This is a genomic window from Fictibacillus sp. S7 (genome assembly GCF_004127935.1).
Classification (GTDB): Bacteria; Bacillota; Bacilli; order Bacillales; family Fictibacillaceae; genus Fictibacillus_C; species Fictibacillus_C enclensis.
In genome coordinates, this window is sequence record NZ_QJKL01000001.1 from 1,664,722 (window position 1) to 1,691,065 (window position 26,344).

Genomic DNA, 26,344 nt, shown 5'->3' on the forward strand with positions numbered 1-26,344 from the left:
TTCATGATTGGATTTATTGGATTAGGCATTATGGGAAGCCGGATGGCAGCCAACCTGCTTTCGGCAGGAAACAAACTGGTCATTTACAACCGTACCAAAGAAAAAGCCCTGGACCTGCTCGACAAAGGCGCAGTTTGGGGGGAAAGCCCTGCTGAAACAGCAAGGCAATCCACCGTACTGTTTACCATGCTTACCAATCCGAAAGCGGTAGAATCTGTAGCTTTGGGAGATGAAGGATTTTTGCAGCACCTTCCCAAGAATTCCATCTGGGTGGACTGCAGCACGGTTAATCCTGGTTTTTCAAGACAGATGGCGGATGAAGCCCGCCGATTTGATATCCGCTTTTTGGATGCCCCGGTCGCCGGATCGCTAAAGCCTGCAGAAAATGGGGAATTGGTATTCCATGTGGGTGGAGACGCAGGGGTTCTGGAAGAAGTCCGTACGAACCTGAATGTAATGGGCAAAGCCATTCATCACCAGGGAGAGCATGGCAGCGGTACATCGATGAAACTCGTGGTGAATCTGACACTCGCGCAGTCCATGGCCGTTTTTGCAGAAGCTCTCAATTTCGGAGAGTCTCTCGGGCTTGAAAAAGAAACCATCCTTAACACATTGATTGGAGGGCCAACCACCGGGGCCTTTATCGGCGGTAAAAAGAACAAGCTCCTAACCAATCAATATGATACCGAATTTCCTCTGGAGCATATTCAAAAAGACTTAAATCTCATTGCAGGCGAAGCCTATCAGAACGGAAGCTCCCTTCCCATTGCAAATGTAACAAAAGAAATGTATAGTTTGGCCAATCAATACGGACTGGGGAAAGAGGATTTCTCCGCCATCTATGAATTTTTGCGTACGCCGCATAAATAAGCGAAAAGCACCGAATCCTTCTTGGATCGGTGCTTTTCTGTACCCTTATTCCCTGTTTTCAATAAACCGCTTAATCCGTTTCATTGCTTCCTCGAGCTTGGCGATGGATGTGGCGTAAGAACATCGGATATGCCCTTCTCCACTTTCACCAAACACACTTCCTGGAACGACGGCGACCTGTTCTTTCAGTAACAGCTGTTCCGCAAATTCTTCTGAGGAGAGCCCTGTACTCTTAATAGAAGGAAATACATAAAAGGCACCGCCCGGTATATGGCATGAGAGCCCCATCTCTTCGAGGGCATGGGTTACGAGACTTCTTCGCTGGCGGTAGCTTTCCTTCATCCTGATGACATCTTTTTGTCCGTTGACTAATGCTTCCAGTGCAGCATGCTGGGCCATCGTTGGTGCGCACATCATCGTATACTGATGAATTTTGAGCATGGCCTGCAGGATGTCCTTTGGTCCGCAGGCAAAGCCCAACCGCCAGCCGGTCATGGCGAATGCTTTTGAAAATCCGGAGATCAAGATAGTTCTTTCCCGCATGTTTCCTACAGAAGGAAAACTCGTATACGGTTCGTCATATGTCAGCTCCGCATAAATTTCATCAGAAATAACGAGCAGGTCATGCTTTTCCACCACTTGCGCAATCTTTTGCAAATCTGTCTTGGACAGCACGGTACCGGTTGGATTGTTCGGGCTGCATAACAGGATGGCCTTTGTCTTTTCAGTCACAGCCTCCTCGATATGTTCCGGCTGAAGCTTGAAATCGTTTTTGCTGTATGTGTGTACCGGCACAGGCACCCCTCCAGCCAGCGTTACGGTCGGAGCATAGGAAACAAAGCTCGGTTCCACAACAATCACTTCTTCGCCAGGATTGACCACTGCACGCAGTGCAATATCAATCGCCTGTGAAGCCCCTACCGTGACGACCATCTCATTTTCCGCATTGTAAGTCACCCCAAAGCGCCGCCTCATGTACCGGGTGATTTCTTTTCGCAGTTCAAGCAACCCGGCATTGGCTGTATATGCGGTATACCCCTGCTCCAATGAATGGTAACTCGCTTCAATTACGTTCCATGGTGTCACAAAATCCGGTTCACCCACACCAAGTGAAATGACATTTTCCATGGAAGAAGCCAGATCGAAAAAACGGCGGATCCCCGAAGGCTGTATGGATTCAACAGAATCAGACAAATACTTAGATCGCTGTTCGGTAATCATGGCGACACCACAATTCGTTTATCTTCTTCATTTTCGCTGAACACAAGACCATCATGCTTGTACTTTTTCAAAATGAAATGAGTTGTTGTCGAAAGAACAGAATCCAGAGTAGACAATTTCTCAGAGACAAACCGTCCAACCTCTGCCATCGTTTTTCCTTCAATGGATACCGACAAATCATAAACGCCGGACATGAGATAGACCGCTTTCACTTCTGGAAAACGATAGATTCTCTCCGCTACTTTATCGAATCCTACTCCCCGCTTTGGCGTTACTTTAACATCGATCATGGCTGTTACCGCACCCTCATCGGTGCCCTTTGTCCAATTAATGATGGCAGAATATCCAAGAATCACTTTTTCTTTCTCAAGCTTTTCTATCATTTGTTTCGTTTCATCTTCAGAGATCCCCATTAGTCTTGCAATGGTTGAATTTTCAAGGCGGCCGTTTTTTTCAATGAGCTGCAGCAATTCCCGTTCCTTCGCATCCATTTCTATCACTCACTTTGCAATATAATATGATGAACATTATAACAAATCCTGAGGTTTGCGCCATTAGTTTTTTTCATCCTTTTCCGTATACGTGCTAAAAACAAAACAAGCCGCCTTAATCTTTGGCGGCTTGTTACTGTCAGTTAAATAAACGCATTGAGAATCAGCGCGCCCGCAAAGGCGACAAAAGAAAGCAGGGTCTCAAGGACTGTCCACGTTTTGAACGTTTCATTAACGGTCAATCCAAGATACTCCTTAACCATCCAAAAACCGGCATCATTGACGTGGGAGAACATCAAGGAACCTGCTCCGGTTGCAATAACTAGCAGCTCAAGGTTAACCCCGGACATATGCTCGATAATTGGTGATACAATTCCGGCGGCCGTGGTCAGCGCAACGGTCGCTGATCCGGTTGCAATCCGGATAAGACCCGCAATCAGGAAAGCCAAAACAAGCGGGGAAAGTGACAAGTTCTCCGACATTTGGCCGATCGTATCGCCGACACCGCTGTCGATGAGAACCTGTTTAAATCCGCCGCCGGCCCCAATGATCAAAATAATGGAACCTACAGGAAGCAAGCTGTCTTCCGAAAACTTTCTCAGCATACTTTTATCCATTCCCTGACGGATGCCCAGGAAGTAGAAAGCCGCAAAAACAGAGATCAAGAGGGCAATTACCGGACTTCCAATAAATGCTAAAAATTTCTCAAATCCCTTTGGCATGGACATGTAAGGAGCCACTGCAGCAAGAACCATAAGGATAACGGGCAGCAAAATGATAAAAAACGAAATCCCAGTGCTCGGAAGTTTCTTATAGTTTGTATTGAAACGAATCAATTCCGGCTCCCCTTGAGGAACCACACGTTTGTGCACCCATTTCGCAAAAAGCGGGCCTGCGATAATGGCTGCCGGAATGGCGATAATCAGAGAGTAAATTAAAACATGACCAAGGTTTGCTTTATAAATGCTGATTGCAGTAAGTGCACCCGGATGTGGAGGAACCAATCCGTGAACAATGGACAAACCTGCGATCACAGGAAGCGCAATCAGAAGAATGTTTTGTTTTGTGGTCTTTTGAATCGAAATCACGAGCGGCAATACAATCAAGATCCCTACTTCAAAGAAAACGGGGATTCCGATAACAAATCCGGAGAATAGCATGGCCCAAGGCAATTTTTTCACACCGAATTTACGGACAAAAAAATCGGCGACCTGCATACCGGCGCCTGACTCAGCCATCATCTTCCCAAGAATCGTTCCGAGCGCCAGAATTCCAACAAGGTGTCCAAGGACTCCTCCTACCCCGGTTTCGTACGCGCTTACAATCTTGTCAAGTGATAGACCGGCTGTAAGGGCCAGGAATAAACTGGCGACCGTTAAACTGATAAACGCATGCCACTTAAAAACAGAAACCCCGACAATAACAAGGGCAATGGCTGCTAAAGTAATAATAAGCAAATAAGCGTCCAACTTCTTTCCACCTTTCTTAGAAACCCCTTTCATATGAAAGGTCGGTTTCACACTACCTCATTCCTATGAAAAAAGTAGCACTTTAAAATTTCACTTTGTTCATCTTACCAAAAAAAGATAACGTTTGCCTACCCGTTTGCTCTATGGATTTTTTTACCTGATCAGGAAAGGTAGGGCTTCGGCCTCCCTTAGGTATCATTTTTGTAGTAAATAAGGTGATCAGTCCATTTGCCGTTATCCAGTGTAAATCCCTTCCTCACACACTCATAATTCATTCCGACAGCTGTTGCCAATTGGATGGAGGGAACATTGTCCGGATGAATATGTGCTTCAATCCGGTGGAATCCGAGCTGCGAGAACGCCAAATTCAGCACACCCTTTACCGCTTCCTGGCCATAACCATTCCCCCAGTATAGATTTAGAATGGTATAACCTATTCTGCCCCACTGAAATCCGTCCCGTAACAATGTGGATATATCCAACACACCAATGTGGCTGCCATCGCTTTTTTTGAACACACCCAAAATATAGGCATTATCATGTTCCATTGCAAGTTGGTGTTTTTTCACCATCTGATCGAACCATGAATGAGTAAAATCAGACATATCCATATTACCTTCATCGAAACGGTTGCGGGCTTTACCACAGCTTTCATACGAAGCACACCAATTGGAATAATCATGAACAAAATAGGGCCGGATAAGGAGGCGGTGAGTTGTCTTTACGAGGATTAAAGGTCGTACCACTAAGAGTCCCTCCTCCACGTACTAGAATCCTCTCATTTTACACCACCACAGGGTTCCTTGTAAAAAAGACCAGGGGCCTTTCCTTTTTTAATTTTTTCCATTAGGATATATAAGTTAATACCTAAAAGAGAGAAGGAAGAACATGATTCGTTTGTATGGAGCTCTGGTCGGTTTAAGCCTGATCTGGGGACTCTCCTTTGTTTTTATGAAATGGCTGCTGGAACCAGCTGGCATATGGGGAGTCGTTTTTATTCGCACCTTGGCTGGTGCCATTATTCTTTTACCCTTAGTATTAAGAAAAACAACCGATTCTACTAAAAAACTTCCGATTAAATGGCTATTGATCACAGGATTTTTCAACTGCGGACTGGCATGGGGGCTGATCTCCCTGAGTGAGACCGTGATACAGTCCAATACCGCCTCCATCTTAAATGCCACCACTCCCATTTGGACCGGATTGCTTGGTTTTTTCCTTTTTTCCTACCGATTGAACAAACAGCAGTGGATAGGTATCCTTATTGGCTTTTTTGGCATATTGGTTCTTATGGATTTTCAAATCGGCCATCTGTTCGGCGCCCAATTTGTCGGAATCGGCACCATGGTGCTTGCTGCCATTTGCTACGGTTTATCCGGGCAGCTCACAAAGCGGTATTTGTCTGGTGTAGGGGTGGTCACGATTACCTTTTTCACGCTGCTTACAGGAGCGGCTACCGGCCTTGTCGGTGTCTTGCTGACAGAACCGGTGCATATTGGACAACTGCTTGAGCTTAAACCTATGCTCGCGGTTCTGGGTCTCGGTTGTCTCGGTTCCGGACTCGGACAGCTCATTTATTTTTATTTGAATAAAAACGGCAGTCCGGAGTTCGCAGCCACGGTCACGTACTTGATTCCGGCAAGTGCCATGATCTGGGGCTATGTTCTCCTCAAGGAGCCTGTCACACCAAACCTGATCGTAGGATTGCTTATCATTTTTGCAGGAGTATACCTGTCTTCGAAAAAAAAGAGAAATAAAGAAACACTCACCACCATACAGAAAAAAGAGGCATCCCGCTAACTCCGGATGCCTCCTTTTCATTTTAGACAAACAATTCCATATGATCTTCATTATAGAAAACGCCATCTACCTGCAAGGCTCTTGTTTCCGTTCCATAAGCAGTAAATCCTAATCGCTCATACATTTTTTTTGCCTTGTCATTGCTTGATACAACGGTAAGGTTCAGCTTCTCAACGCCTTCCATTTCATTTGCTTTGGAGATCGCAGCATGCATTAAGGCTTTACCAGTCCCCTGCCCCCGGCTGCGCGAAGTCACATACATGGCAAAGATATTCGCTTTGTGGCTCATCTTTTTGTAACTCTCCTGAACCAGTGTAACCATGCCAATCATGACATCATCTGAGAATGCTCCAAAGGTATAACTTCCTTCCGCCTTAAAATTTTCCTTAACCTGCTCAATCGCATTCTTCCTTTTCACAGCATCTTCATAGCTGGAGGCAAAGGCCTCCGGTGAAAACATGAGCGCCTCGAGCCTTAATTTCCAATATTCTTCTGCATCTGACGCAGTAAGTAAGCGGACTTTCATCATTTCTCCTCCTTTTAAAAATTAACATTTACGTATACTGGGTCATTGTCGGAAGCACCATTGTCCAAACAAGATACTATGGCCAATGGCCATGTGTGAAGAAGGCGGATACGGAGCAGACATCCGCTACATCTCTCCTTCTGATAACCGCGGAGCAGGAGCCTGGGTAGGCCATCAAGTGGAAAACTATCCTGACGGCACAAAGGTTTTGTTTATTGTTCAATAAGGTAATAGAACAATAATCCTGGATACGTTAAGGAGGCACACATGCAAATGGTGAATGAACTAACTGTTTCGTATTCCCAATTAATTGTATACAACAAAGGAACTGAAAAACCCTTCTTAGATTGGACAGATGCCGATATTCAGCGCGGTTATATTGAAAAAGATGGCGTGATCTCATTTGAAGCCCTCGCCGATTACAAATGTGAAATTAATGAATCCTCCCCTTCCCTCTATGAAAAACCATCTGGCTCAACGCGTACATTTTCTCTCCCCTTTTCAACAGTGGAAGAAGGGATTATCGTCTCAAGTGTAGGCGCAAATCCTCTGGAGTTTTCTGTCCCTAAAGGAGCTTATAACTTTACGTGGATTCCACTCCACTTGAAACGCCAAAATCGAATCGTTTATTTAAAGTAAAATATGATCTGCAGTTTATACCAAACAAGAGCTAAAAAGATGTAGTAGAATGCACCTCAAAAAATAACAACAATAATAATCCAGGCATATAAAACGACCCACTACGAATTAAGTAGTGGGCCGTTCGTCCTTTCTATTTTCTTTTCTCCCAATCAGGTTTAAGCAGGGAATAGACCTGCTGATCATAAAATTGACCATGAAACGATGCATAGCCGCGAAGGATGCCGTCCTGAGCGAACCCTGCCTTTTCAAGAAGATTCATGGATGGCAGTGCCTTTACATTCGTAAAAGCTTCCACTCGGTAAAGTTCCATTGTACAAAAGCCGAACTCTATCATTTTTTCAAGTGTCTCGCTCATGTATCCTTGCCGCCAGTACTTCCGGCCAAGGTCATAAGCGATCTCTCCCCTGGAGCCCCGTACGGTTTCCCAGCCATTGTAGCCGCAGGAACCGATGTGAGTATCATCTTCCCTACGAACAATTCCCCAGCGGAAGGCGGCATTTTCATCAAACAAATCATTCATGAAGGTAATCATTTCTTCTGCTTCATCGATAGTTTTGAGAGGCTCTTCTCCCATATCTTTTACCACCAGCGGATCGGAATAAATACTTAGAACGGCAGCCGCATCCTCCACTGTCATCTTTCGCATGTATAGCCGCCTGGTTTCTATTTCGGGAAATGTTTTAAATTTCATTCTATATGTTCCTCTTGAACTAGTTAATATTCTCTACTTCGTTTACTAGTTCATCGGACCACTTCCAGTCACTGATTTTCACTGCATCTGTGACATGGTATGGCTTGCTGGCACCAACAATGGCGGATGTAACGGCCGGCTGATTTAATACCCAGGACAGAGCAAATTGTGACAGACTGACCTCATTCCTCTCGGCCAATTCAAGGTATTTGCTGACCAGGCCAAAATTCCGGTCCGTGAAATAGTTTTGGATGAGGCGTTCTCCCTTGGCCGCACGGCTTTCAGCAGGGGCATCGTCTTTACTTTTATATTTGCCTGAAAGCATTCCTCTGGCCATGGGGCTGTATACCATAACCCCTACTCCTTCAGACTCGCAAAACGGAAGCAGCTCCTGTTCGATCTCCCTTGACAGCAAGTTATACTGCGGCTGAACGGAAACATATTTTTCGAGATTCATTTTTTCACTGATTCCGTGGGCTTTCATGATCTGCCAGGCGGCATAGTTGGAGCAGCCGATGTAGCGCACTTTTCCGCTCCGTACAACATCATCAAGCGCTCGCAAAGTTTCTTCAAGCGGTGTGTTCTGATCGAACAAATGAACCTGATACAAATCGATATAATCAGTCTGAAGGCGTTGAAGGGATCGGTCAATCTCCTTCAGGATATGGGATCTGGAAAGGCCTGATTCATTCTTCCCATGACCCATGCGGATACCGACCTTGGTAGCCAGTATAACTGCATCTCTTCTTCCCTTTAATGCCCGGCCGATGATTTCTTCCGATTCACCCGTCCCATAGGGTACTTCTGTGTCCTGCCCCTTGCCGTAGTAGTTGGCAGTATCAATAAAATTAATCCCTTCTTCCATCGCCTGATAAAGGATGCTGCGGGACGCTTCTTCGTCAATCCAGCGTCCAAACGCCATAGTTCCCAAACAAATGGACGACACATCCAGCCCTGTTTTACCGAGTTTTTTATATTGCATGCTATCACCTCTTACTCTTGTTCTACCACATTTGTTCAGAATGTTAAAATTATTTGTCCGGATACATATAATTGGCATTTGAAGGGAGTCTCCTGACATGCTCTAAATGAGCCGTCACCCTGGTATCTTCTTCCCCATTATAGGAAAAGCCAAGCTCATCAGCCAGGGGCCGGGCAAGCTTTCGAAACAGGCTCCCCATTACAAAGAGGGCATCCCATATATTCTCATAATCGCCATCCGGATAAGTTTTCACAAATTGATTCCATATTTCTTTTTCCAGATAGTTTTCAAAGTACTTGCCGGACTTTCCTGAATCCACCGTAAAATTATGCTTTTGGCCAATGTGCCAGCGAAGCATTAGAATCAGCATATCCCGAACCGGGCCGTCGAACATGGCTTTGGCGTACGGCAGCTCTTTTCGCCATAACCCTTTCGCAATATAGTTGCTCACCCACCAGAATTCGTTGCAGCAATCATTAAATTCTTTTTCCGAAGGAGGCAGAGTAATGTAATCCTTATTGCTTGAGGGCGGCAATTCACCCAGCAGACCCTCTTTATCAAGGATAACCCTGCTTAAACTTTCATGCTGCATGCTATGTATGTTGTCCATCGGGAAAAAAGTAATATCAAGACGCTGGCCATTCGCAAACTGAAGCAGAAACGTGAACTTTCCTGTTTTTTCGTCTGAGCTGCTTATTCCCATATCATCGGGTGTCTGCATAATCATAATTTCCCCAAACTGCTTGATCCATTGCCGGTTTTCGCGATATAAAGCTACGTTCGTCGTTAGACAGATCACATCATAATCCTGGAAAATATCATGTTTTATCTTTTCATCCACCCGGGAGCCGTTCAGGATTAACGCCTTAATCTCTTCTTCATTTTTTGCAAAGGTTTGTAGTTTCTCCAGCATCATTCGAGCTCCTTGTTTACTTTTCTTTTTTTTGAATTTCTTTTATATCAATCACCTTAGACTGCTTTTTTTCACGATTATCTGATTTGGGAATTATCGCGATGCTCGCTGCCAGACTGAAAAGAACGAGAACCCCCCATAATCCTTTTTTAATCCAAGACGTATCGATCCATACCGTAAGCAATCCAATGATAAACGTGGAAACGAACAACCAGATCCAAACTTTATATAACTGATCGTGCTTCATCGTGCACACCCCTTATCTTACAGTCTGCAATTGTAAAAACGCCCGGACAAAGGTCCAGGCGTTCCATTTTTCTATAGTTCTCCCTTGATTTCCTGCTGAATGATACGCTTTTTCATAATCGGAAGTAAAGTAACCACTCCCACAAACAGAAGAAGCGCACCCAGCTGATAAATCAGGACAATGGACAAATGCGTTTTCATCCAGCCGGCGGCTGACATGGTAATGACCATCGCTCCCATAAACAGCGGATTCAGTATGCCGTTAACACGCCCGATAAAAGCTTCTTCCGTATTCTGCAGAATCATGGTGTTGATTCCAATATGGATGCACGGCATGAACAATCCTGAAAAGAACTGGGCGAACAGCGTAAGCCAAAAAAATGTGGACCACCCCATCCCGATAAACCCAATGGCACTTGCAGCCAACCCGATAGCCAGCAATACCTGCGGCAGCATTTTTTTGGAAAGGGCCATGGTGATTCCCCCGCCCAGAATCATACCGATGCCAAAAGCCGCCATCAGCCATTGAAGTTCTTCCTTTGGAAGACCAAGGCGTTCAGTAATAATAAAGACACCGAGCGGCTGTGTAAGGCCGATCGCTAAGCCAGCTGCCGCGAAACATCCGCCAAGGAGAGTCAGCGGCCGGCTTTTCAACACATACCGAAACCCGTCTTTCATCTCCTGCACCAATGTTGTTTTTACCCCGCTTTCTTTTTCTGTCCGATCGGCGGGAAGCATGAGAAGAACGGCAGCGGATAATAAGAAGGCCACGCCCATTACCCCAATGGCTGTCATGATGCCAAAATGCTGGTAAACGAAGGTTCCCACGATAGGACCTAGAATCATAAACAACGCAAAAATGGTCTGGTACATCGACATGCCCATTTGGACCAGCTCAGAAGGCACGTGAATCTTAAACAGCTTCATGCCGGATGGCTGGGAAAACTGCGAAAGGATCGATGAAACAAGTGTCGCAAAGAAAATGACCTTCCAGCTGCCGAACAGCAGCGTCAATAAAACCACAAAAACAGAAATGGCGCTTAACAGGTCACACCATACCATCGTCCGTTTTGGCTTCCACCGGTCGGCAAATGTTCCCCCGATAAACGAAAAGAGAAAGATCGGGGCAAACTCAGCAACCGAGATCAGAGAAACGGCAACCGGGTTTTCATTCGTCTTTTCAATAACATATAACAGGATGGAATAGTTCCTTACCCAGATTCCAATCTGAAGAAAGAACACTGAGAGAAGAATGGTGCGCACCACCCTGTTTTGAAACAGGGCACCCATGCCCGCTTTTTCTTGGACTGTATTTTCGTTCATAAAAAAACCTCCTGATCCGTTTTTCTGGACAGGAGGCTCTTATGTCGCAAAAAGGCAGAGTACACACGGGTTCATCGTATGTTTCCTTTTGGGCAACCAATAAAAGGCCAAACTGAATCCTATCCAGAAAAAAATTAACGTAATGACTGATACGAATTTTTTAAAGAATAAGATTAGTTGTTCATCGCCCTTTATTCACCCTTCCGAATTGAATTACTTACATAGTATCCAATTATAGTCAAAAACTCAATAATCATTCATAAAAACAGGAGAAATTTCCCAAAATAAATGCACTTCACACAAAAGGAGGAGTAAAATCATGAAGAAACCCTTCATTCACACCCTGGTTCCGTTGCTTGCTGCCCTGCTAATTCTCTCACCTATCTTAGCCCATGCCAAAGCCCCTGAGCGCGCCCAGCAGGAATGTCTTAGTCCAAAACACGTCAAACTGCATGGGGATTTGCGTAAGCTGTGGATTGACCATACCATCTGGACAAGAAGCTATATTGTCAGCGCCCTTGCCGGACTGAAAGATCAGGACCTCGTACTGAAACGTCTCCTGCAAAACCAGAAAGATCTGGGAAATGCAATTAAGCCTTACTATGGTGAAAAAGCAGGGAACAAGCTCGCCATCCTTCTGACAGACCATATCCTCATTGCAGGAAAACTGGTGGATGCCGTCAAACCAGGGAACCAGGCCAACGCAAAAAAATACAATACAGAATGGTATAAAAACGCGGATGACATTGCACGCTTCTTGAGCTCAGCCAATCCAAACTGGTCAGAAAGCGCATTGAAGGATCTGATATACACCCACCTTAAATTTGTTACCGATCAGGTGATCGCCAGACAGCAGCAGAACTGGGAAGGCGATATTAAAGCGTACGACCTGGGCGAAGACCATATTATTAAAATGGCTGGTACCTTTACTGAAAGAATCGTTTAACAGTTTCCCAATCAATTTTAAATCAGAAAAGGAAGGTACTCCCTGTACCTTCCTTTTCCCATTATAGCCGGCAGAGGGATTCACCCTCGGACAAGGTGACCCCCACTTTTTTATGTGAAGATGATTCCTTTTTAATCAGTTTGATGAGCTGTTCAGCCCCTGCTGCTCCCCATTCACGTTTGGAATAATCAATTGTGGTGAGGCGTGGATGAGTATATTGCGCAACTTCAATGTTATCAAAGCCGATAATATGAACATGTTTTCCAACTTTATAGGCTGTGCCTGATAAGGCATTGTACATGCCGATGGCCATCTCGTCATTCAGGCAAAATGCCGCGACCGGTCCGGAATACTCTTCGATAATTTTTCTACCCGCTTGTTCTCCAGAAGCTTTGTTAAAGTCCCCCTGAATGACCGAACACTCTATCCCGTTCTTTTCAGCCGTCAGCAAAGCCTGCTGGAGACGCTGACTGGAATCAAAGGAACCGGTCGGACCTGTCACGATATAGAGCTTCCTATGGCCAAGTTCCGCCGCATGATCAACTACAAGTTTTGCTCCTGTTTTGTTATCCAACAGCACCTGGGTGATATTTTCATGCTGCAGCTCGCGGTCAAGTACAACAAGTTTATGTCCACGGTCTGCGTAACTGAGCAATTCCTCGTTGGAAAAATGGGCGTCGAGAATAATAGCCCCGTCGATCATACCTTCCGGGAGAAACCGGTGAGATTCCTTTCCGCTGCAAACAATCAATTCATATCCATGATGAGCAAGCTGATCGAGCATGCCTTGCTGAAGTTCACCATAAAAGGCACCGCTGTAATTGGTTAAATATACCCCGGCAATCTTGGTTTCCCGTTTCTTCAGTGTCCGTGCCGCTGCATTGGGGATATAATTCAATTCTTTTGCAATGGCTAAAATTTTCGCTGTAGTTTCTTGTGTTACTTTCTGGCTTCCATTTAACGCATACGAAACCGTGGAAATGGAAACGCCAGCTTGTTTCGCAATATCTTTAATACTGACCACCCGGGCACACTCCAATCTATCGTGAAAACGTTATCTCTATTATACAATGTTCTCACACCTATGGTCATTTATGTCATTGAAGGGCACTGATGCCCCTTATTTTCTGATCTCAATAATATTGATTTCTTTGGCTGAATCGCAAGCCGCATTGAATTCGTCAAGACTGATTCTAAAACCACCTGTACGGTAACGGTTGGAAAGGACTTCTGTCCCCGCTTCCTTTCCGTTAATCCTAATACCGCTCTTTTGTCTTCCGCTTAAATCATAACGGAAGGAGACAGGAAGACCATTGACATGATAGTCAAAGACCAAACCATCCAGCTTGTCAGGCAACACCGGATCAATAATAAGCGCGCGATCTTCCAGCCTGATGCCGAGGCAATTGGAAATAAGCTGGTTCATAAAGATTCCCGGGCCGCTTGAATAGATTCTCCATCCGCCTTTGACGGGAACGGAGCCATCTTTCAATTCATTAAACCGTTCCTGAGCCTCATAACGTGTATTAAATTTACCGTCCGAGCTGCTGAAATAGGCATTGCTTTGCCGTCTTTCTGCATTTGGGACGACTTGCTGAATCGTAATCGGGTTGATCGTTGCCAGACCATCCCATGTATGCTCCGATTTGCCAAGCTTCGCCATGGCTTCCACAAAGCGAATGTGGGCATGCACATACTGTAACCCTATTTCTCTGCCAAAGTTCGCGGCCTGCTCGGCCCGTTTAAACCGGGTACTCACACCGCCTGCATAGTGGGCAGGACGATTCATCAGTCTCACTCCATCCGGGCAGAGCATGTTGCCTTCAATCAACTCATAATGATGGGCAGCCTGCTCCGGACTCAGCAATTCGCTGATCATGCTGCGCGTCATTGGTAGAAGACGATATTGAATACCTGTCTTTTCATCCGTCGGATGCAGCATCCATTCCACTGTTCCCGGTTCTTCCATGTACAGGAATCCAGGGATGGTGCCAGCAGAAAGGATATGCGTATTAAAGTCCTGTTTAATTCCTTCAGCGATGCTTTCCAGGAAGGCAGCCTCTTCCTCATTGACAGAACGAAGCTGGGAAGAGAATTGCGAAAGAACCTGGTAGGTAAGAGAAACCGTCCAACTGCTCACCATGTATTGTTTCAACTGTGCATTGGCAGGCTGCAGTGTATCATCCCAGTCGCCATCTCCGTACGAAGACAGGAACGTTCCATGCAGAAAATGATCCTTGATATAGGCCAATTGCTTTTTCACATGATCATAAAGCGGAACCGCCTTCTCTGTAAAATCACCTTTCTCTGTTGTATACGGGACCAAATCTTCAAGCAGTCCGAAATCGGTGGTGGCCTTTAAATAATCACTGAGGGCTTTCAGCGGCCAGACAATAATATCGCCATGGCTTTCGTGTTGCTGAATATGTGAATAGCGGTCGAACATAAACCATTGAGGCCAGTTGCCTGTGCTTTCATACTGATGTGAATAAACCGTTTGAATAATTTCCCGAACCGCTTTATGGTTATGTGTCGCCAGGAAATATTCAGCAGGTCCCTGGCAGACATCCCGAGTTCCCCACGCCGCTCCGCCATACTGTTCCAAACCGTGCGGTACAGAATAATGGACGAGCATATTGTGCGTGTACCACCAGGAGATGGAGTTGACCTTTTGGATCTCTTCGGTGTCATTCCCTGGTAGACTCAAGTGAAAGCCATTGGTTATTGATTTATAAAATTCCCGGAAAGCTTGAATCTCTTCATCTATATCTCGTTTTTCAAACACCGGTTCTCCGCCATGAAGCTGTCCCTGAACAGATAGCTTCCAGTTCGCTGCCTTCTGAAGCTCCAGTACGACCAGGGAACTGCATCCAGGCTCAAACTCATTTCCAAACACCTGTTCATCTCTCACTGAAAAATCAGTCCCCGTGACCTGCAGATCATATCTCAGGCCAGGATAAACGTTTGCGCTGTCAGCTTCGCTTCCCGCCCTAAACGTAAGAACATTCCCGTTTATTTCCATACTGTAATCCACTTCATATTCATTATTGTTCATGGAAATTTGGTTGGTAACAAGATATCGGTAAGCCTCTCCACTCAATGACTGCACTTCCAAGTTGATTTCCGGGGAAGAAACAGTTGTATAGTTCGTAATTTTTAGCGTATCATTGTCTGTTTTGTAATACCAGCGCACATAGTTGAACCCAATTTCGAAAAGGGACGGCATTGTGAGCAGCTGGAATTCTCCATTTCGTTCCACATAAATCCGCTGACCGGATGTTTTAATCACATTCAATGGATTTCTTGTATTTGTCATCATTTTATTGAAAGACGTGTTGCCTTTTACAATATGAGAATTAAATACTCCATATATATAAGAAGTGGAGGTGATCACTTCTTCTGTAATCCCCACGTTGTTTCCTGAAACAAGAATATGGCCGTGCGGGCGTTCTACCATCATCTCTTTTTCTTTAAGCACGACATGTTCATGCGTTTTCGTAAAGAAAGAAAGCAGCTGGTCCCCCTCGTATTCTTCCATCTGCCGCTCAGGATAGAGTTCGTCTATATCGGCAGCACTCATCGGCAAGGTTTGCAGCGGCAGGCCAAACGCTGTTGACGGTTCAGAAACACCAGCCACATCAAAGCTTGGTAAAGAAAGCGATTGAACATTCCTCCAGGCGTCTTCGATTTCTTCCATGTACTCCAGCTGTGTTACCGCGTTTTCGTGATTCTCTTTAAAAAGCCCGTAAAAAACAAAACGTTCTTTTCCTGAGAGTGGCACTCGTTCCGATTGGAGCGCTGTGTACCCAAATTCATATTGATAGTTTTCATTTGCCAGCCCTTCTTTTTTTAACGCCTCAGGCTCATTGCTCTCCTTATAGGATAGGCCGAAGAATTGAAAGCCGTCTGTGGAATAGCCGGATGTTTTTGTTAATGAACCTTGCTGCAGATAAGGAAATCCTGACGAACTGGGCTGGTTTTGCCGGGAGCATACAACAAACCCTTTTTCCTCGTCCTCATATACACTGTGATCCACATATTGAGAAACATACGCTTCGTTTGTCCGGACAGCACCTTTATCGGCAAGACCAATATCCTGTGCATAGATCACGTCAATCTCAGCCGCTTCGCCTTCTGCTTCAACTTCCCAAAACCAAATGCCTTTGTCTGTCAGAGAAAATGTAACGGCGTAGGCTATCCCGTCTGCGGTTCCCTCCCAGATCACCTGAGAGTCCGAATGCTTTACCCTGCTCTTTGACAGGCTACCAAGCAGAGGAAAAGCGCTTATCCCTTCCGTTTTGTGAATCCGTAAATAGAGGTTGTTCAATCCTCCGTCAATGGGGTTTGACTGCCATTGGTTAATCATAATCCCCTGGTTTGCTGCTTCGAACAAGTCACCGCTGTTTAAAAAGGTAAAAGTAGTGTTTCCTGCCTGGATCTTAAAAGTAGACTTTCTTTTGGTGGTCATGACGACTTCCCCTCAAATCTTCTAAAGTTATTTGACTAGCTTAAAAGGCTGTTCTCTCAGTTCGGCACTGTTCGGGCCGACATAAACGATAAACTCACCGGGATCGCTCGTAAACTGCAAATCAGAATGATGATATCGAAGCTGTTCTTCTTTCAGTGTAAAGGTAACTTCCTTCGTTTCATGGGGTTTAAATGTGAGTTTTGCGAAATCTTTCAGTTCTTTCAGTGGCCGAACCACCTCACCTGAAAGGTCTCTCACGTAAAGCTGCACAGTTTCCTCACCTTCACGCTCACTTGTATTGTGTATCTGCACCGTAACATTGATGGTCTCACCAACTTTAAATGTAGTGCTCGACAGGACAGGTTCATCATATGTAAAAGAAGAGTAACTGAGCCCGTATCCAAATGGATAGAGCGCTTCATTTGGTATATCGAGGTATTGTGAAACATAACGTTCCTGGGCATCCGGTGCTCCCTGTGGCCTGCCGGTATTAAAACAGTTGTAATACACTGGCACCTGTCCGACAGAGTGCGGGAATGACATGGTCAGCTTTCCTGACGGGTTTTCAATTCCGTACAACAGATCAGTTATGGCATGGCCTCCCTCCGTTCCAGGGAACCAGGCTTCGAGGATCGCATCGGCTTGCTGAGATACTTCCGTCAAATCCAGCGGGCGTCCATTAAACAGGACGGCTACGGTCGGCTTATCTAGTTTGCTGATCGCTGCAAGGAGTTTCCTTTGAATCTCCGGCATTCTGATATCACTTCTGCTTCCAGCCTCTCCGCTCATCTCGGAACTTTCCCCGAGGGCGAGGATCACAATATCAGCTTCCGCCGCCACCGCAAGAGCTTCCTCCAGTTCTTCTTCAGTACCTGTTGCAACATCACACCCTTTGGCTACAGATAAGGAGCCTGCTCTCTTTACCATTCCTTCATAAAGCTGTACCGCTTTTTCTCTTGATCCTTTCCATGCCCACGGACCAAGAATATCTCCGTGTTTTGCAAACGGACCGATCAAAGCGACTTTTTTGTCCGCCTGCAGTGGAAGAATATTGTCGTTCTTTAATAAGACGCATGACCTGGCAGCAAGTCGTCTTGCCGCATCACGGTGTTCCTCACTCATGATTAATTCTTGTTCCCGTTTTTCATCAGCTCCCCGATGCGGATGCTCAAAAAGGCCGAGCTTCTTTTTTAGCGTTAAGATTCGAAGTACAGCTTCATCGATATAATCTTCTGAAACACTTCCGCTTTCAACCAGTTCCTTCAGATGATGTACATAGCACGTTGTCATCATTTCAATGTCGACACCAGCATTCAATGCTTTCTCTGCAGCTTCCTTCTCACCGGACGCAACACCATGAGGGATCAATTCTTTAACCGCTCCCCAGTCGGAGATGAGAATTCCTTCAAATCCCCATTCATCTCGTAAAATATCCCGCATCAGTTTTTTATTCCCCGATGCCGGAATTCCGTCCACTGTATTAAACGCCGTCATGACCATTTCACAGCCTTCATCCAATGCCGCTTTATAAGCTGGAAAATACGTTTCACGAAGCTGGCGTTCGGACATGTCCACCGTATTATAGTCACGCCCTCCTTCAGCTGCTCCATAAGCGGCGAAATGTTTTACACACGCTGCAACACGGTCAGTGTCTTCCGAGAGATTTCTTCCTTGAAAGCCTCTTACAAAGGCCCTTGCAAACTCACTGTTTAAGAAAGGGTCTTCACCCGTTGATTCCATCACTCTGCCCCATCTTGGGTCGCGGACAAGGTCAACCATCGGTGCAAACGTTACATGGACACCCGAAACGGAGGCCTCTTTTGCGGCGATTTCGGCACTTTTTTCCGCAAGTTCCATGTCCCATGAACAACCGATTCCGAGTGGAACAGGGAAGATCGTCTTAAACCCGTGTACAATGTCTGCCATGATCAGGAGTGGTATTCCGAGACGGTTGTGCTTCAGATAAGCTTCCTGGATGTTCCTGACCTCTTTTGCGCCAGATGCCCCAAGAACTGACCCGCTGTTTCTAACAATTTCTTCTGTAATCCCCATTTCTGCCATAGGGCCTGTAATTTCTCCCTGTTCTTCTGCTCCTTCAAAAAAAGGAGTAGCCAGCTGCATAAGCTGTGCGATCTTTTCCTCTAATGTCATTTGTTCCAGAATTGAATGCAACGAGTGATCGGCCATCCTTGTTCCTCCCTGTCCTCTATATATTGTAATTCTATGATAGAAACGTTTCGATATTCATTCATAGTGGATTATAGCGGTTGTTGAGAATCAGCGTCAATAACCCAATTGAAACGTTTCACCATATGGAATCGCTCAATCCCTTGCCCTATAAGGCATAGCCAAAACTAAATAATTTGAATTTTTATTTTCTTTAAATCGAAAAATAAAATTTGTTGTTGTAAACGATTACACATTGGATTATAATAGCCCTGTCGAAACGTTTCAATAATTTAGCTCAAAAAAGTGAATATATTTTTTTACCGTTTATAGAAACGTTTCACTCTTTTGTTAATTTTTTCAAAAAGTCATTTATGAGCTTTATGTAAAAAACAACCATATAGGGGGAACAAAAATATGAAAAACTGGTTACCGAAACTAAATAAAAAGCTGATTGTTGGTTCATTGACCGGCACCCTGTTACTGACCGGAACACTTACAGGCTGTTCGTCCGGTTCATCCAGCAACGGCAAAACCGTCATTAATGTATGGGGAATGGGTGAAGAAGCCAAGTCCTTGCCGAAGATAGCCGTAGCATTTGAAAAGGAAAATCCCAAGATCGATGTAAAGGTTCAGGCGATTCCTTGGGAAACTGCCCATGATAAGCTTTTGACAGCAGTTGCAGCGAAAAAAGGACCGGATGTTGTGCAAATGGGAACCACATGGATTCCAGAGTTTGGTTCAGCCAATGCACTGTTGGACTTAAAACCGTATGTGAAAAAGTATCCTGAGCTTGACCCGGCAAACTACTATGATGGTTCTGTGGAAACAACAAAATACAAAAATGAAACAGTTGGCGTTCCCTGGTACATAGATACACGTGTTCTATTTTACCGTACTGACCTGTTAAAGAAGGCCGGTTTTAATGAGGCTCCAAAGACGTGGGAAGAACTTAGTGCAGCTGCGAAAAAACTGGCGGAACGTGGAGATAATAAGTATGGTATCAGCCTCGACACGAAGGAACAAAGCTTAGGCTTCATGTTTGCCCGCCAAAACGGAGCTGAATTATTGGACAGTCAGGGTAAGCCGCATTTTAATGATCCGAAATTTGTAGAAGCAGTGGACTATTTAAACAGTTTCTTTAAAAACGGTTCGGCACCAAAAGATTCTGGTCTTGATATCGTGCAAGGCTTCCGGGGCGATGGAATATTGCCAATGTTCATCAGCGGACCGTGGATGGTAAAGCTGATTAATGACCAGGCGCCTGATCTTAAAGGAAAATGGGCCACTGCCGTTCTCCCTAAAAAAGAAAATAACCTGTCATCACTCGGAGGATCCAACCTGTCTGTCTTCAAGTATACGAAGCAAAAGGATGCATCACTGAAATTCCTTTCATTCATGAGCAAACCAGAAACCCAGCTTAAGTGGATGAAGATGACGAATTCCCTGCCTGCTGCGAAAAAAGCCTGGGAAGACAAGTCATTGATTGAAGATAAATTCTATACAACATTTGGTGAACAGATGAGGGATTCAAAGCCAATGCCTGTTATCAAGCAATGGGAGCCAATCGCTCAGGCTTACTTGAGCTCTTTTGAAAAAATCTATCGAGGCAAAACAACCGCCAAAAAGGAAATGGACGCCTTTAACAAAAAGTCAGAAGAAATACTAAATAAATAAACTCTCAAACAAGATAACTAGCAGAAGCTTCTGCTAGTTATCCCTTTACTATCATAGAAACCTTGTAAAGAAAGGAGCTCATAATGAAAGCTCTGAATACAAAAACACCATATTTTTTCATTGCACCGGCCCTGCTTCTTTTAGGTTTGTTTTCTCTATTCCCCATTGTGGTGGCTCTTGTCATCAGTTTTACCGATATCAGCCTTGAAAGCCTTGGGGACTGGTCAAGCATTCGCTTTGTCGGCCTTGAAAATTACCTCGAGGTTTTTAAAGATCCTATTTTCATGAAATCCCTGTTTAATACCCTGTTTTATGTCATTATTGGCGTCCCTTTGGTCATCATTTGTTCATTGGCTATCGCGCTTTTGATTAATTTCGGTAAGGCGCGGATCTTCAGAGCCTTTCGTGTCATCTTTTATATGCCTTCCATTACAAACGTCGTGGCTGTGGCCGTGGTCTGGAGCTATCTTTACAATCCACAGCTTGGTTTGTTTAATTACGTGCTGAATTTTCTTCACCTGCCTTCCATTCCATGGCTGACCGATCCGACCATGTCCAAGGTTTCATTAATCGCACTCGCCGTTTGGAGAGGCATCGGAGTGAACATGATTATCTTTTTGGCCGCTCTGCAAGGCATCCCGAAAACCTATTATGAAGCCGCACAGCTGGATGGGGCAACCAACTGGAAACAGCTGACGAAAATTACGATTCCACTCCTGCGCTATGCCATCTTTTTCGTTTCCATCACGACGATGATCGGTTGGCTTCAATTCTTCGAGGAACCCCTTGTTATGACCAAGGGCGGTCCGTTGGACAGCACCACATCCGTCGCTTTATTCATCTATCGAAACGGCTTTCAGCTCAGCAATTTCGGATATGCTTCAGCAGGATCGTTCGTCCTGTTTATCGCCATTATCGTCATAACGCTGCTTCAATTCCGATTGCAGAAAAAAGAGGTGGACTATTAATATGGAAACCATGAAGCTTAATTCTGTAAAGGCAAGCCCGCAAAGGAAATCATCAGCAAAAGCACGCAGAGCAAATAAGGTACAGCAATGGGTTACCGGAATTATTCTCGCCCTCGGTGGATTTCTTATTTCGATCCCTTTTATCTGGATGATCCTTTCCGCTTTTAAACCAGAAATGGAAGTCATGCAGATTCCTCCAACCTTCCTGCCAAAGGAATTTACGCTAGAGAACTTTGTTAACCTGTTCGAAAACATGAATTTTACCATTTACCTGCGCAACACCATTATCGTGGTGCTTTGTTCCTTCGTCGGCTTGTTTTTAAATGCCATGGCCGGTTACGCCTTTGCCAAATATAAATTTAAGGGCAGAGAAAAATTATTTTATCTTGTTTTGGCCACGATGATGATCCCTGGACAGGTGACCATGATTCCTGTTTATTTGATCTTAAACCAGCTTCACCTGACCAACACTATGGCAGGGATTGTACTTCCCGGTTTGGTTGGAGCGTTCAGCATCTTCTTGTTCCGCCAGTTCATGTCGACCATCCCTGATGAGCTTCTCGAAGCAGCGAGGCTTGATGGAGCAAGTGAATTCAGGCTGTTTCTTCAAATCATTCTTCCGATTTCCAAACCGATTTTGGCGGTTCAGGGCATTCTTACCTTCATTGCTGGCTGGAACAGCTTTTTATGGCCATTGATCATTGCAAACGACGAAAACCTGTATACCCTGTCTGTCGGGCTCTCCTTGCTCAAAGGACAGTATGGCGGAAACTTCGCCCTTCAGATGGCAGGTTCAACGTTTATGGTCGTTCCTATCGTTATCATTTTCATGCTGTTCCAAAAGCACATTATCGAGGGCTACACCATCTCGGGAATGAAATAAAGTTAAAAAAGCGCAAACCTTACGTGGTTTGCGCTTTAATCGTTATTACTTTATGGAAAAGACTTCTCTTTTGAGCAGATCAACTGGTTTCCTGGCGATCGGGTCGCTATGAAAATAATTACGGATCACATCGTGTTTGACATGGTTGGCAATGGAAACCATGATCATCCCCTGATCAAGCGCCAAATACGCTTTAGCGACTTCCCCGCTCTTCACGTTTAATGAATCAAAGAAGCCATGCTTGCCATATGCCCTCATTTTCCGAAGTTCATGTATATTTTTCTCTACTGCATCAGGAGCATAATCAAGTGCTAAAAAGGACGCGTGAGCCGTCACTGTGCCATCATCCTTATATCCTGATGTACCAAGCGGTGTTGCCGCAAACTCACTATAGCCATCCGGAGTGGCCGATGGCGAAAACCCCCAAACCGGGTATCCTTTTTCTTTGGCAAATGCAAGTTGAAGCTGTACATGTCGTGCATTGTTCAAGCCAAGTGCGTTTTTGCTGTATTTTTTTTCATTTAGTACCAGTCCGGGCATCAGGCCTTCAAACATGCTGCCGCCCCAGCTTGGTACATATTTTATTCCCTTGTATTCATAATGGCCCTCATATACAGGAACCCCATCATATTGGACAGTCGGCCCCTCAGGAATTTGTGATTGCCAGTCCCATTCCTTAGGAAGTGTGCGGAACATTTTCCACCAATGGTCACTCGGCACATCTCCCTTGCCAATAGCGATATAGCTTCCCAGCCGTGGTTCTGTGTAAAACATTCCGTAGTGGTGATCCGTTAACTTTCCGGTCACTACATCATATCCTCCCCTGAACTGTCCGACCTCAGGATCATAGAGAGTCGAATAATCCATTTTTTTCACAAGCCTGCTTGTTTGAGGATAAAGCTCTTTATAAGCCTGTCCGGTAGTAATAAGCCCGGCGGTCAGCCAACTGTTATCCACTTGTGAAATAAATTGGCCCCAATCGGTTTTCAAGGTTCCATCCGTGTTGTACCAATTATAGAACAGGCCATTCCATTTTTTCAGCCGGTCAAGGGTGTGGAGTGTGGTCTTTAGGCGCAGAACCGCTTCCTTCCTTGAAATCATGTGCATTTTTTCTGCCGAAATGGTACTGAGCATGTACATGGAAATATTGGTTGGCGATGTATGCTTTGCTTCTTCCACTTTTCCATCATTTAATCGGACAATATCGCTCGTCAGTCCCGTTGCGGAATCGGTATACTCTTCAAAGAAGCTGTAGGTATCATTTGCAATCGCTTTCAATTCTTTCAGAAAAGAAGACTTACTTTGTTCCGAGGCATGAACATCACCAACAGGCAGAGCAGAAAACAGAGCAAATATTACGGCAAGAGTATTGAAGGCAATTTTTTTCATGGGATCTCCTTTGCAAAATTGATTTCATCGAAACGTTTCACCACAATTTTAACAGAAGATACCCTTACCGTACATCCGCCTTCTGTTCCATTTTTCGATCTTAGATTTTTTCCCGATAACGAAAAAGAATCCGGCTCACGCCGGATTCTTCTGATTCGTCATTTATGAAGAAAGTCGGTCAACTTTCTGAATAAGCTCCGTCAGTTCTTGATGAAAAGCAAGCATTTTTTTCATTTTCTCTTCCAGCATGGATGCTTGCTCTGTCAGGCCTGCAGCCATTGCAGCCAGATCCTGTTCTTTATCCTCCTGTTCTGAAGCCTTCTGATAATGAAATTTATGAGAAGTGACCCGCTCCTTTAAAGATAAAAACTGCTGAAGTTCCTGAAGGGAAAAACCGAGGATTTCTTTTGCATCCATTACCCGTTTGATATGTTTCACATCATCTTCGGTATACAGCCGTATTTTCCCATGGCTTCGCTCAGGTGTCCGAAACAGGCCAATCTCTTCATAATAACGGATGGTTCGTTTTGTAAGACCTGTCAACTGAGCCACTTCATCAATTTTCAACCTTCTCATTTGCCTCTCCCCTATCTCTGTCATTATCTTTTAAGATTTGGGTCAGATCGGTACAAATCATGGCTGCCCCTACAATGTTCCCTTTTGAATCAAACAAAGGCTTGCCGAATATATCATACGTATGAAGCCCGTCTGATAACGAATAGGGAATGGTCTTTCTCAAAGGAGCCTTTGTTTGGATCACCTGTCGTTTTAATTCCATAAATTCCATGGAGCCGGGATAGTAACCCAATTCATCGTCACGTTTTCCAATTGCAGAAAATGGCGCAAAATCAGGCGGCGGATTAAAAATCCACGTATACCGTAAATCCAGATCGCACTGAGCCACTGTTACCGGTGAATCTTCCAATGTGATATTAAAGGGCTCACTAAAGTGTTCGGAATAAAAATTTGCAGGATTGAAGCCCAGTACCTTGGAAATTTTAAGCGCAACCTCGGGGCTCGGGTGTCGTTTCATCGTTTCGATCTGAGCATAATACCCTCTGTCAATAAAAGCCGCTGCGGCCACCTGTGCCTGTGTCATGTTCTTTTCTTTCCGCAAATTCACTAACCATTTTCTCATTTGCTCACCATCTAATCTTGTATTAATTCTATCTTACGCAAAACCTCTACACACTTGACGTGGCTTTTAGCCACTATTAGATATTTTTTACTAGAAAATTAGTTAATAACATGTAATATCTAAATCTAGCCTTAATAAAGGTTTAATAGTATAGGTGTCTGCTTGTTTTTCTTATCTTTATATTTCTTCAACGTATGTATAAAACCCTTAAAAATTGATGTGGCGTTTAGCCACAGTAGGTATTTTTTCCTTAAACAACGGTTTTACAACAGATTTGTTAAAAATTTTAAAAAAAGAACCTGTAGAGGTTCTTCAAAGGATTATTTCTCTGTATAATACCCGCTCAGTTCTGTTGAAATGGTAGCAGCGCCGATTACACTTCCATCTTCCCCTAGTAATGGCTTACAATAAACATCGTAGGAGATTTGGCCATTTGATAAGGGAAAGGTTATAATCTTTCTGGCTGATCGCTTTGTTGAGATGACCTGTTGCTTTAATTCCATTAAATCTGCCGTTCCCTTGTTGACTGCAAGTTCATCATCACGTTTGCCGATCGCTTCTTCATTGCTGAAATCACTATGTGAGTTAAACAGCCACGTATAGCGTAAATTCAGGTCACATTGAGCAACAATTACCGGAGAATTATCCAATGCACTGTTAAATGGCTCGCTTATACTATCAGAATAAAAAACGGCAGGATGGAATCCAAGCACATTTGAGATTTTCGCCGATACTTCATAACTTGGATCTCGTTTCCCGCTTTCTATTTGGGCATAGTAGCTTCTGTCAATAAACGCCTCCCTCGCTACATATGCCTGTGTGAGTCCTTTATCTTTTCTTAGTTTTCCTAACCAATGCCGCATATATTTCACCGTCTATTTTTTTAGAGTTATATTAATAATAACTGACAACACAACGATTATCTGTGGCTAAATGCCACAACATGGACTTCCTCTGCCAAAAGACCTGTTAGAAAATCCTATACAAGTATATTTGCTCCCTCTTTTTTGGTCAAGAAAGTACAATAAAGAAGACGTCTACTCACAGAGAAAGGAAAGACTGTAGTATGTACATATCAACTGCACCGATTCAACTGACTTATGCAGATACCGACATGATGGGTGTCATTTACCATGGGAACTATGTTAAATTTTTGGAGCTAGGCCGATCCGCACTAATCGCTGATGCCGGCTTTGATTATCTTGAGATGGAGAAACAAGGCTACTATGCTCCGGTATACAACCTTGAAATTACCTATAAAAAACCAATTCGCTTTGGTGATCAGGTGTTTGTGAAAACATGGGTGGAAGAAAACAAACGATCAAAAACAGTCTATGGTTTTGAAATTGTAAAAAGAAATGATGACTGGGAACACCTTTGTGCAACCGGAACAACGACTCATATTGTAGTAAATGGAACAAACTTCCGGCCTGTGCCGTTTAACAAAGCTTTTCCTGAGTGGTTTCAAAAATATGAGGAGATTAAAAAACAATAAAGAAGGAAGACCTGAGATTTGGCCTTCCTTCTTTCAATCA

The 26,344-nt window shown here is 44.5% G+C and carries 25 protein-coding genes and 1 pseudogene; 9 read left to right on the plus strand and 17 right to left on the minus strand.

Annotated features, from left to right (window positions below; genetic code table 11):
• The first annotated feature begins 3 nt into the window (after positions 1-3).
• The gene (locus DMO16_RS08490) at positions 4-870 is read left to right on the plus strand and encodes an NAD(P)-dependent oxidoreductase (protein WP_129476737.1); all 867 of its coding nucleotides are present in this window, start codon (positions 4-6) and stop codon (positions 868-870) included.
• Between the two features lie 45 nt (positions 871-915).
• On the opposite strand, the gene DMO16_RS08495 is transcribed toward DMO16_RS08490, so the two are convergent.
• From DMO16_RS08495 to DMO16_RS08510, 4 genes are all read right to left on the minus strand, one after another.
• On the minus strand, positions 916-2,091 hold the full coding sequence (locus DMO16_RS08495; RefSeq protein WP_061968442.1) for an aminotransferase: 1,176 nt from the start codon (positions 2,089-2,091) through the stop codon (positions 916-918).
• Positions 2,088-2,582 (minus strand): Lrp/AsnC family transcriptional regulator, encoded by a 495-nt coding sequence (locus DMO16_RS08500; protein ID WP_061968441.1) that lies wholly within the window; start codon positions 2,580-2,582, stop codon positions 2,088-2,090. The genes DMO16_RS08495 and DMO16_RS08500 overlap by 4 nt, the downstream gene beginning before the upstream one ends.
• Positions 2,583-2,725: 143 nt before the next feature.
• Positions 2,726-4,051 (minus strand): GntP family permease, encoded by a 1,326-nt coding sequence (locus DMO16_RS08505; RefSeq protein WP_061971497.1) that lies wholly within the window; start codon positions 4,049-4,051, stop codon positions 2,726-2,728.
• Between the two features lie 188 nt (positions 4,052-4,239).
• Entirely contained in the window at positions 4,240-4,797 is a 558-nt protein-coding gene (locus tag DMO16_RS08510; RefSeq protein WP_241840503.1) for a GNAT family N-acetyltransferase, read from the minus strand.
• Between the two features lie 142 nt (positions 4,798-4,939).
• On the opposite strand from DMO16_RS08510, the gene DMO16_RS08515 reads away from it, so the two are divergent.
• Positions 4,940-5,851, plus strand: a complete 912-nt coding sequence (locus tag DMO16_RS08515; protein WP_061968439.1) for a DMT family transporter — start codon at positions 4,940-4,942, stop codon at positions 5,849-5,851.
• 22 nt (positions 5,852-5,873) lie between these two features.
• Here DMO16_RS08515 and DMO16_RS08520 read toward each other — a convergent pair whose 3' ends face one another.
• A complete protein-coding gene (locus DMO16_RS08520) occupies positions 5,874-6,377 on the minus strand; it encodes a GNAT family N-acetyltransferase (RefSeq protein WP_129480342.1) in 504 nt (167 codons plus the stop codon).
• 79 nt (positions 6,378-6,456) lie between these two features.
• On the opposite strand from DMO16_RS08520, the pseudogene DMO16_RS08525 reads away from it, so the two are divergent.
• Both DMO16_RS08525 and comJ read left to right on the plus strand, forming a co-directional pair.
• Positions 6,457-6,603: pseudogene (locus tag DMO16_RS08525) on the plus strand (NucA/NucB deoxyribonuclease domain-containing protein); the annotation flags it as partial.
• Positions 6,604-6,644: 41 nt separating this feature from the next.
• A complete protein-coding gene (gene comJ, locus DMO16_RS08530) occupies positions 6,645-7,016 on the plus strand; it encodes a competence protein ComJ (RefSeq protein WP_129476740.1) in 372 nt (123 codons plus the stop codon).
• Positions 7,017-7,149: 133 nt separating this feature from the next.
• On the opposite strand, the gene DMO16_RS08535 is transcribed toward comJ, so the two are convergent.
• The 5 genes from DMO16_RS08535 to DMO16_RS08555 form a co-directional block, all read right to left on the minus strand.
• Positions 7,150-7,665, minus strand: a complete 516-nt coding sequence (locus DMO16_RS08535) for a GNAT family N-acetyltransferase (RefSeq protein WP_241840504.1) — start codon at positions 7,663-7,665, stop codon at positions 7,150-7,152.
• A gap of 64 nt (positions 7,666-7,729) precedes the next feature.
• Complete coding sequence (locus DMO16_RS08540; RefSeq protein ID WP_061968434.1) at positions 7,730-8,692, minus strand: aldo/keto reductase; 963 nt, start codon at positions 8,690-8,692, stop codon at positions 7,730-7,732.
• 49 nt (positions 8,693-8,741) lie between these two features.
• Positions 8,742-9,605 carry an aminoglycoside 6-adenylyltransferase gene (locus DMO16_RS08545; RefSeq protein ID WP_241840505.1) on the minus strand — a complete coding sequence of 288 codons (864 nt, stop codon included), beginning with the start codon at positions 9,603-9,605 and terminating at the stop codon, positions 8,742-8,744.
• Between the two features lie 16 nt (positions 9,606-9,621).
• Positions 9,622-9,852 carry a hypothetical protein gene (locus DMO16_RS08550; RefSeq protein ID WP_129476748.1) on the minus strand — a complete coding sequence of 77 codons (231 nt, stop codon included), beginning with the start codon at positions 9,850-9,852 and terminating at the stop codon, positions 9,622-9,624.
• A gap of 71 nt (positions 9,853-9,923) precedes the next feature.
• Positions 9,924-11,174, minus strand: coding sequence for an MFS transporter (locus DMO16_RS08555; protein ID WP_061968427.1), 1,251 nt, complete (start codon positions 11,172-11,174; stop codon positions 9,924-9,926).
• Positions 11,175-11,493: 319 nt separating this feature from the next.
• Here DMO16_RS08555 and DMO16_RS08560 point away from each other — a divergent pair, with 319 nt between their 5' ends.
• A complete protein-coding gene (locus DMO16_RS08560; protein ID WP_129476751.1) occupies positions 11,494-12,120 on the plus strand; it encodes a glycosyltransferase in 627 nt (208 codons plus the stop codon).
• A 61-nt stretch (positions 12,121-12,181) separates the two neighbouring features.
• On the opposite strand, the gene DMO16_RS08565 is transcribed toward DMO16_RS08560, so the two are convergent.
• The 3 genes from DMO16_RS08565 to DMO16_RS08575 all read right to left on the minus strand — a co-directional run bounded on the left by DMO16_RS08565 (position 12,182) and on the right by DMO16_RS08575 (position 18,775).
• The gene (locus DMO16_RS08565) at positions 12,182-13,144 is read right to left on the minus strand and encodes a LacI family DNA-binding transcriptional regulator (protein ID WP_129476754.1); all 963 of its coding nucleotides are present in this window, start codon (positions 13,142-13,144) and stop codon (positions 12,182-12,184) included.
• A gap of 96 nt (positions 13,145-13,240) precedes the next feature.
• Complete coding sequence (locus tag DMO16_RS08570; RefSeq protein ID WP_129476757.1) at positions 13,241-16,588, minus strand: GH36-type glycosyl hydrolase domain-containing protein; 3,348 nt, start codon at positions 16,586-16,588, stop codon at positions 13,241-13,243.
• A gap of 27 nt (positions 16,589-16,615) precedes the next feature.
• Positions 16,616-18,775, minus strand: a complete 2,160-nt coding sequence (locus tag DMO16_RS08575) for a glycoside hydrolase family 3 N-terminal domain-containing protein (protein ID WP_129476760.1) — start codon at positions 18,773-18,775, stop codon at positions 16,616-16,618.
• A gap of 396 nt (positions 18,776-19,171) precedes the next feature.
• Between DMO16_RS08575 and DMO16_RS08580 the strand changes: the two genes are divergently transcribed.
• The 3 genes from DMO16_RS08580 to DMO16_RS08590 all read left to right on the plus strand — a co-directional run bounded on the left by DMO16_RS08580 (position 19,172) and on the right by DMO16_RS08590 (position 22,282).
• A complete protein-coding gene (locus tag DMO16_RS08580; RefSeq protein WP_129476763.1) occupies positions 19,172-20,431 on the plus strand; it encodes a sugar ABC transporter substrate-binding protein in 1,260 nt (419 codons plus the stop codon).
• Between the two features lie 83 nt (positions 20,432-20,514).
• Positions 20,515-21,399 carry a carbohydrate ABC transporter permease gene (locus DMO16_RS08585; protein ID WP_129476767.1) on the plus strand — a complete coding sequence of 295 codons (885 nt, stop codon included), beginning with the start codon at positions 20,515-20,517 and terminating at the stop codon, positions 21,397-21,399.
• A 10-nt stretch (positions 21,400-21,409) separates the two neighbouring features.
• Positions 21,410-22,282 (plus strand): carbohydrate ABC transporter permease, encoded by an 873-nt coding sequence (locus DMO16_RS08590; RefSeq protein ID WP_425590024.1) that lies wholly within the window; start codon positions 21,410-21,412, stop codon positions 22,280-22,282.
• Between the two features lie 45 nt (positions 22,283-22,327).
• Here DMO16_RS08590 and DMO16_RS08595 read toward each other — a convergent pair whose 3' ends face one another.
• The 4 genes from DMO16_RS08595 to DMO16_RS08610 form a co-directional block, all read right to left on the minus strand.
• Positions 22,328-23,671, minus strand: coding sequence for a glucoamylase family protein (locus DMO16_RS08595; RefSeq protein ID WP_129476773.1), 1,344 nt, complete (start codon positions 23,669-23,671; stop codon positions 22,328-22,330).
• A 162-nt stretch (positions 23,672-23,833) separates the two neighbouring features.
• Positions 23,834-24,247, minus strand: coding sequence for a MerR family transcriptional regulator (locus tag DMO16_RS08600; RefSeq protein ID WP_129476776.1), 414 nt, complete (start codon positions 24,245-24,247; stop codon positions 23,834-23,836).
• Positions 24,228-24,809 carry a helix-turn-helix domain-containing protein gene (locus DMO16_RS08605; RefSeq protein ID WP_129476779.1) on the minus strand — a complete coding sequence of 194 codons (582 nt, stop codon included), beginning with the start codon at positions 24,807-24,809 and terminating at the stop codon, positions 24,228-24,230. Before DMO16_RS08605 ends, DMO16_RS08600 begins: the two co-directional genes overlap by 20 nt.
• Positions 24,810-25,129: 320 nt before the next feature.
• A complete protein-coding gene (locus DMO16_RS08610) occupies positions 25,130-25,672 on the minus strand; it encodes a helix-turn-helix domain-containing protein (protein WP_129476781.1) in 543 nt (180 codons plus the stop codon).
• A gap of 203 nt (positions 25,673-25,875) precedes the next feature.
• On the opposite strand from DMO16_RS08610, the gene DMO16_RS08615 reads away from it, so the two are divergent.
• A complete protein-coding gene (locus tag DMO16_RS08615; RefSeq protein WP_129476783.1) occupies positions 25,876-26,304 on the plus strand; it encodes an acyl-CoA thioesterase in 429 nt (142 codons plus the stop codon).
• The last annotated feature ends 40 nt before the right edge of the window (positions 26,305-26,344 follow it).